This is a genomic window from Streptomyces bambusae, assembly GCF_020532645.1.
Classification (GTDB): Bacteria; Actinomycetota; Actinomycetes; order Streptomycetales; family Streptomycetaceae; genus Streptomyces; species Streptomyces bambusae.
Genome location: NZ_JAJAUZ010000083.1, coordinates 23,963 through 30,157, shown reverse-complemented (window position 1 = coordinate 30,157; position 6,195 = coordinate 23,963). Strand labels below are relative to the sequence as shown.

General features: G+C 72.7%; 6 protein-coding genes. 3 read left to right on the top strand and 3 right to left on the bottom strand.

The features are described from left to right. Positions 1 to 117: 117 nt before the first annotated feature. The 3 genes from ilvA to LG634_RS33945 all read left to right on the top strand — a co-directional run bounded on the left by ilvA (position 118) and on the right by LG634_RS33945 (position 3,415). Positions 118 to 1,350: a threonine ammonia-lyase gene (gene ilvA, locus LG634_RS33955; protein WP_226739767.1), complete on the top strand. Its 1,233-nt coding sequence runs from the start codon at positions 118 to 120 to the stop codon at positions 1,348 to 1,350. Between the two features lie 167 nt (positions 1,351 to 1,517). Next, positions 1,518 to 2,561: an ATP-binding cassette domain-containing protein gene (locus LG634_RS33950; RefSeq protein ID WP_226739765.1), complete on the top strand. Its 1,044-nt coding sequence runs from the start codon at positions 1,518 to 1,520 to the stop codon at positions 2,559 to 2,561. Then, on the top strand, positions 2,558 to 3,415 hold the full coding sequence (locus LG634_RS33945) for an ABC transporter permease (RefSeq protein WP_226739763.1): 858 nt from the start codon (positions 2,558 to 2,560) through the stop codon (positions 3,413 to 3,415). Before LG634_RS33950 ends, LG634_RS33945 begins: the two co-directional genes overlap by 4 nt. Positions 3,416 to 3,516: 101 nt before the next feature. Here LG634_RS33945 and greA read toward each other — a convergent pair whose 3' ends face one another. From greA to LG634_RS33930, 3 genes are all read right to left on the bottom strand, one after another. Then, positions 3,517 to 4,014 carry a transcription elongation factor GreA gene (gene greA / locus LG634_RS33940; RefSeq protein WP_226739761.1) on the bottom strand — a complete coding sequence of 166 codons (498 nt, stop codon included), beginning with the start codon at positions 4,012 to 4,014 and terminating at the stop codon, positions 3,517 to 3,519. 194 nt (positions 4,015 to 4,208) lie between these two features. Next, the gene (locus LG634_RS33935) at positions 4,209 to 5,357 is read right to left on the bottom strand and encodes a cystathionine gamma-synthase (protein ID WP_226739759.1); all 1,149 of its coding nucleotides are present in this window, start codon (positions 5,355 to 5,357) and stop codon (positions 4,209 to 4,211) included. An 81-nt stretch (positions 5,358 to 5,438) separates the two neighbouring features. After that, complete coding sequence (locus tag LG634_RS33930) at positions 5,439 to 6,038, bottom strand: hypothetical protein (protein ID WP_226739757.1); 600 nt, start codon at positions 6,036 to 6,038, stop codon at positions 5,439 to 5,441. Positions 6,039 to 6,195: the final 157 nt, after the last annotated feature.

Sequence of the window (6,195 nt, the reverse complement as noted above, 5' to 3'; positions counted from 1 at the left end):
CCCCGCACCTCCGGACGCCCGCGGGCCCTGCCGCACCGCAGGCCCCACGGGTCCCAGCCGCCTCTCGCGGCGCTCGTGCCCCGCGCCGCGCGGGCGTCCGGCTGGGAGACTGGCGGCATGAGCTACGGACTGCCCGTCCCGATCGCACCGGTGATCCTGGACGACGTACGGGGTGCCCAGAAGATGCTCGCCGGCGTCGCGCGCGTGACCCCCATGGAGGGCAGCCGGTACCTGTCGTCGCTGGTGGGCGCGCCGGTGCACCTGAAGTGCGAGAACCTCCAGCGGACCGGCTCCTTCAAGCTGCGCGGCGCGTACGTGCGGATCTCCGGACTCTCGCCGGTGCAGCGGGCCGCCGGGGTGGTCGCGGCGAGCGCGGGCAACCATGCACAGGGCGTGGCGCTGGCCTCGTCGCTGCTGGGCGTGCGGTCGACGGTGTTCATGCCGGCCGGGGCGCCGCTGCCGAAGGTGGCCGCCACCCGGGACTACGGGGCCGAGGTGGTCCTGCACGGGCAGGTGGTGGACGAGACGCTGGCCGCCGCGCAGGAGCACGCCGACCGGACGGGTGCGGTCTTCATCCACCCCTTCGACCACCACGACATCATCGCCGGGCAGGGCACGGTCGGCCTGGAGGTGCTGGAGCAGTGCCCGGAGGTGCGGACGATCCTGGTGGGGATCGGCGGCGGCGGGCTGGCGGCCGGGATCTCGGTGGCGGTGAAGGCGCTGCGGCCGGACGTGCGGGTGGTCGGGGTGCAGGCGGCGGGTGCGGCCGCGTACCCGGCCTCGCTGGCCGCCGGGCACCCGGTGTCGGTGGACGAGCCGGTGACGATGGCCGACGGCATCCGGGTGGGCCGCCCCGGCGACGTGCCGTTCCGGATCGTCGCGGAGCTGCTGGACGACGTACGGACGGTGTCGGAGGAGGCGCTGTCGACGGCGCTGCTGCTGTGTCTGGAGCGGGCGAAGCTGCTGGTCGAGCCGGCCGGGTGCAGCACGGTGGCGGCGCTGCTGAGCGAGCCGGAGCGGTTCGCCGGCGGGCCCGTGGTGGCGGTGCTGTCGGGCGGGAACGTGGACCCGCTGCTGCTCCAGCGGATCCTGCGGCACGGCATGGCGTCCGCCGGCCGCTACCTGTCGCTGCGGCTGCGCGTGGCCGACCGGCCGGGCGCACTGGCGGGGCTGCTGGCGGTGCTGTCGGAGGTGGACGCGAACGTGCTGGACGTCAGCCACGTGCGCACCGATCCGCAGCTGGGGCTGACCGAGGTGGAGGTCGAGCTGCACCTGGAGACCCAGGGTCAGGAGCACTGCCGGGAGGTGGCGCGGGCGCTGCACGCGGCCGGGTACGCGGTGATCGGCTGAGCCGGGCGGCCGGGCGGGAGGGCGGGCGGCCGGTTCCGCGGCCGCCGGATTCGCCGTCTCCCGGGCGGCCGGGCGGGTGCGCACCTAGGATTCCCGTAGGCATCAGCAGTATCAGCCGTTCTGACGCAATCGCTCCGAAGCAGTTGTTCTGACGCTGGGAGATTCCTATGCCAGGCGCCATCTACGCCGAAGGCCTGGTGAAGACCTTCGGCGAGGTACGGGCTCTGGACGGTGTGGACCTCGACGTGCCCGAGGGCACCGTGCTCGGCCTGCTGGGCCCGAACGGCGCGGGGAAGACCACCACCGTGCGGGTCCTGACCACCCTCCTCCAGCCGGATTCCGGACGCGCCGTCGTCGCCGGCATCGACGTGCTCAGACACCCCAACGAGGTGCGCCGCTCGATCGGCCTGTCCGGCCAGTTCGCCGCCGTCGACGAGTACCTGACCGGCCGCGAGAACCTCCGGATGGTCGGGCAGCTCTACCAGATGCGGGCGAAGGAGGCGAAGGCCCGCGCGGACGAGCTGCTGGAGCGGTTCAACCTGGCCGAGGCCGCCGACCGCACCGCGAAGACCTACTCGGGCGGCATGCGCCGCCGCCTCGACCTGGCCGCCGCCCTGGTGGTCCGGCCGCCGGTGATGTTCATGGACGAGCCGACCACCGGCCTCGACCCCCGCAACCGGCAGGCACTGTGGGACGTGATCCAGGAGCTGGTGGCGGGCGGGACGACGCTGCTGCTCACCACCCAGTACCTGGAGGAGGCCGACCACCTGGCGCACGACATCTGCGTGGTCGACCACGGCAAGGTCATCGCCCGCGGCACCTCCGACGCGCTGAAGGCCCGTACCGGCGGGGAGCGGGTCGAGGTGGTCGTGCACGAGCGCGAGCACATCGAGGACGCCCGCGGGGTCCTCGCGGTCTTCGGCAAGGGCGAGACCACGGTCGAGGAGCACACCCGCAAGCTGACGGTCCCGGTGACCGGCGGCGCCAAGCTGCTCGCCGAGATCATCCGCGAGCTGGACCTGCGCGGCATCGAGATCGACGACATCGGCCTGCGCCGCCCCACCCTCGACGACGTGTTCATCTCGCTCACCGGCCACGTGGCCGCGCTGGCCGAGGAGAACGGCGACGCGGCGGGCGGGGCGTCCGGCGGCAGGGACCGGCACGGCCACGGGGGCCGGGCCGCCCGCAAGGAGAAGGAGGACGGCCGGTGACCGCAGAAACCTCCGCCTTCGGCGCCGGGCACACCGCCCCGCAGCCGCGCGGCGGCATCGCCCAGTCGGTCGGCGACTCCCTGGTCATCGCGAAGCGGAATCTGATCAGGATGTCCCGGATCCCCGAGATGATCATTTTTGGCGTGATCCAGCCGGTGATGTTCGTCGTGCTGTTCAGCTACGTCTTCGGCGGCTCGATGCAGGTCGGCAACAGCACCGACCCGGGCGTCTACCGCGAGTTCCTGATGGCCGGCATCTTCGCGCAGACCGTCACCTTCGCCACCGCGGGTGCGGGCGCGGGCATCGCCGACGACATGCACAAGGGCCTGATCGACCGGTTCCGCTCGCTGCCGATGGCCCGCGGCGCGGTGCTCACCGGCCGCACCCTCGCGGACCTGGTGCAGACCGCGTTCACCCTGCTGGTGCTCGCGGTGGTCGCGCTGCTGGTCGGCTGGCGCACCCACACCAACGCGGGCAAGGTGATCGGCGCGTTCGCGCTGCTGCTGCTCCTCGGGTACGCGTTCACCTGGATCGGCGCGCTGATCGGGCTGTCGGTGCGGACCCCGGAGGCGGCCACGTCGGGCGGGCTGATCTGGCTGTTCCCGGTGACGTTCGTGTCGAACGCGTTCGTCGACACGAGCCAGATGACCCCGTGGCTGCGGCACGTGGCGGACTGGAACCCGTTCAGTGCGACCGTGCAGGCGGCGAGGGAGCTGTTCGGCAATCCGGGGGTGGTGGACTCGCCGGCGTGGCCGATGCAGCACCCGGTGCTCGCGTCGGTGCTGTGGTCCCTGGTGATCATCGTGGTGTTCCGGACCCTGTCGGTGCGGAAGTACCGCTCGGCGACGGCCTGACGCGCGGGCCCGTACCGCGGGCCCGGCACACGCACAGGTGCCCCCGGCCGCGTCGTGCGGCCGGGGGCACCTGCGTACGGATGCGTCCGGGTGGTCCCGGGTCAGCCGGTGTACGGCTTGACGTCGAGGATCCGGACCATGGCCTTCTTGCCGTTCGGCAGCTCGTACTCGGCGTCCTCGCCGATCTTCTTGCCGTCCACGCCGCGGCCCAGCGGGGACTGCGGGGAGTAGGTGTCGATGTCGGAGGAGGCGTACTCGCGCGAGGCCAGCAGGAAGGTCATCGTGTCGTCCGGGTCGCCGTCGAAGGCGATGGTGATGACGGTGCCGGGGGCGACGGTGCCGTCGCTCGCCGGCGCCTCACCGACCTTGGCCGTCTCCAGCAGCTGGGTCAGCTGGCGGACCCGCAGCTCCTGCTTGCCCTGCTCCTCCTTCGCCGCGTGGTACCCGCCGTTCTCCCGCAGGTCACCCTCCTCACGGGCGGCCGCGATCTTCGCCGCGATCTCCGTGCGTGCGGGACCAGACAGGTACTCCAGCTCGGCCTTGAGCTGGTCGTAGGCGTCCTGGGTCAGCCAGGTGACGCTCTCGCTCGTCTGGGTCACAGGTGCTCCTCGTCGGTACAGGGAATACAAAGCCACCAGTGGTGGGCGAAACCACGAGCCTAACAATTCGGAATGGAAAGGGGGAGCACGCAAGCCGTAAGAAGTACCTCCCGGCTTGTCGCGCTCCCCCGGCCCGCCGGAAAGCGGAACCGTCCTGCCGGGGCCCCGGAAGGCCCCGGCGGGGCAGCGCAGGATCAGCCCAGCGCCTGCGTGAGGTCGGCCAGCAGGTCGTCGACGTTCTCGATGCCGACGGACAGGCGGACCAGGTCGGCGGGGACCTCCAGCGGGGAGCCCGCCGCGGAGGCGTGCGTCATCCGGCCGGGGTGCTCGATCAGCGACTCCACGCCGCCGAGGGACTCGCCCAGGGTGAACAGCTGCGCGCGGTTGCAGACCTCGACCGCCGCCTCCTCGCCGCCCGCGACGCGGAACGACACCATGCCGCCGAACGAGCGCATCTGCTTGGCGGCGATCTCGTGGCCCGGGTGCTCGGGCAGGCCCGGGTACAGCACCCGGCTGACCTTGGGGTGGCGGGTCAGCATGTCGGCGACCTTGGTGGCGTTCTCGCTGTGCCGGTCCATGCGCACGGCGAGGGTCTTGATGCCGCGCAGCACGATCCAGGAGTCGAACGGGCCGGCCACGGCGCCCATGGCGTTCTGGTGGTAGGCGAGCTCGTCGCCGAGGGCCGCGTCGGCCGTGACCAGCGCGCCGCCGACGACGTCCGAGTGCCCGCCCATGTACTTGGTGAGCGAGTGCACGACCACGTCCGCGCCGAGCGCCAGCGGCTGCTGGAGGTAGGGCGAGGCGAAGGTGTTGTCGACGACGAGCCGGGCGCCCGCGGAGCGCGCGATGTCGGCGAGGACGGCGATGTCGGTGATCCCGAGGAGCGGGTTGGAGGGGGTCTCCACCCAGATCGCCTTGGTGCGGTCGGTCAGGGCCGCGCGGACCGACGCCGGGTCGGAGGTGTCCGCCACCGACCAGGACACGCCCCAGCGCTCGACGACCTTGGCGAACAGCCGGAAGGTGCCGCCGTAGGCGTCGTTGGGGATGACCACGTGGTCGCCGGGCGAAAGGATCGTGCGCAGGAGGCAGTCCTCGGCGGCCAGGCCCGAGGCGAAGGCGAGGCCGCGGCGGCCGCCTTCCAGCGCCGCCAGGTTCTCCTCCAGAGCGGTCCGGGTCGGGTTGGCGCTGCGGCTGTACTCGTAGCCGCCGCGGAGCCCGCCGACACCGTCCTGCTTGTACGTGGAGACCTGGTAGATCGGGGGCACGACCGCGCCGGTGAGCGGGTCCGCCGTGTTGCCCGCGTGAATGGCGCGGGTCTCGAAACTCTGCTGCTCGTGGCTCATGGTCAGAGCCTATGCGGCCGCGGGCGGCAGAGCGCCCCGGCGGGACGAGGACGGGCCCCGCCCCGCCGGCGCCGGGCCGGGTCAGCCCCAGGCGTTGACGAACTCGTCGATGAAGGAGCCGATGTCGCCGGGGCGGGCGGCGGCCGGGGCGGCGGCGCGGTCCCCGTCGGCGGACTCCTCGTCCTCGGACGACTCCTCGTCCTCGGCGAGACCCTCGTCCTCGGTCATGTCCTCGTCCTCGGCGAGGTCCTCCCGGGCGTCCTCGGGGGCCTCGTCCAGGGCGTCCTCGGACTGGTCGGCCTCCTCGGCCGGCTCCTCGGCGGCCTCGTCCAGGACGAACACGACGGACTTCGCCGGGAGGGCGCCCTCGTCCTCGGCGGCCTCCGCGACGTCGCCGGGCGCGAGCTCGACGGCCTCGCCCTTGCAGTTCTTCTTGGCGTAGACGATGGCGGTCATGTCGGTGTCGTTGGACAGCCGGACGGGCAGCTGGTCGCCGGGAAGCTTCTCGAAGTTGTAACACCGCTCGTCCGCCGGGGCCTCGATGGCGACCGCCACGTCCTTCTTGGCGCCCGGGTAGAGGTAGGTGAAGTCGCCCTCGTCGGCGGCGGCCGCCGGGCCGGACAGGGCGGCAGCGATCACGAAGGCTCCGACGGTGGCGGTCACAGCGTTGCGCACGCGCATGGCATTGCTCCCTTTTCGGGGTGGGGTGGGAGTCGGCGGGGTCAGGCAGACCCTAGGGGCGGGGCATCCGGCGGGGCGGGTGTTGGGGGGCGGCGTGCCCGGGGATTCCCCCGTTAAGGCCTGCACCCGCGGCTGCACGCGCACCGGCACTCCGGGC

Coding starts and splice junctions, on each gene's coding strand:
- LG634_RS33930 (WP_226739757.1), bottom strand. CDS start 6,038: ATGCGCGTGCGCAACGCTGTGACCGCCACCGTCGGAGCCTTCGTGATC.
- LG634_RS33950 (WP_226739765.1), top strand. CDS start 1,518: ATGCCAGGCGCCATCTACGCCGAAGGCCTGGTGAAGACCTTCGGCGAG.
- ilvA (WP_226739767.1), top strand. CDS start 118: ATGAGCTACGGACTGCCCGTCCCGATCGCACCGGTGATCCTGGACGAC.
- LG634_RS33935 (WP_226739759.1), bottom strand. CDS start 5,357: ATGAGCCACGAGCAGCAGAGTTTCGAGACCCGCGCCATTCACGCGGGC.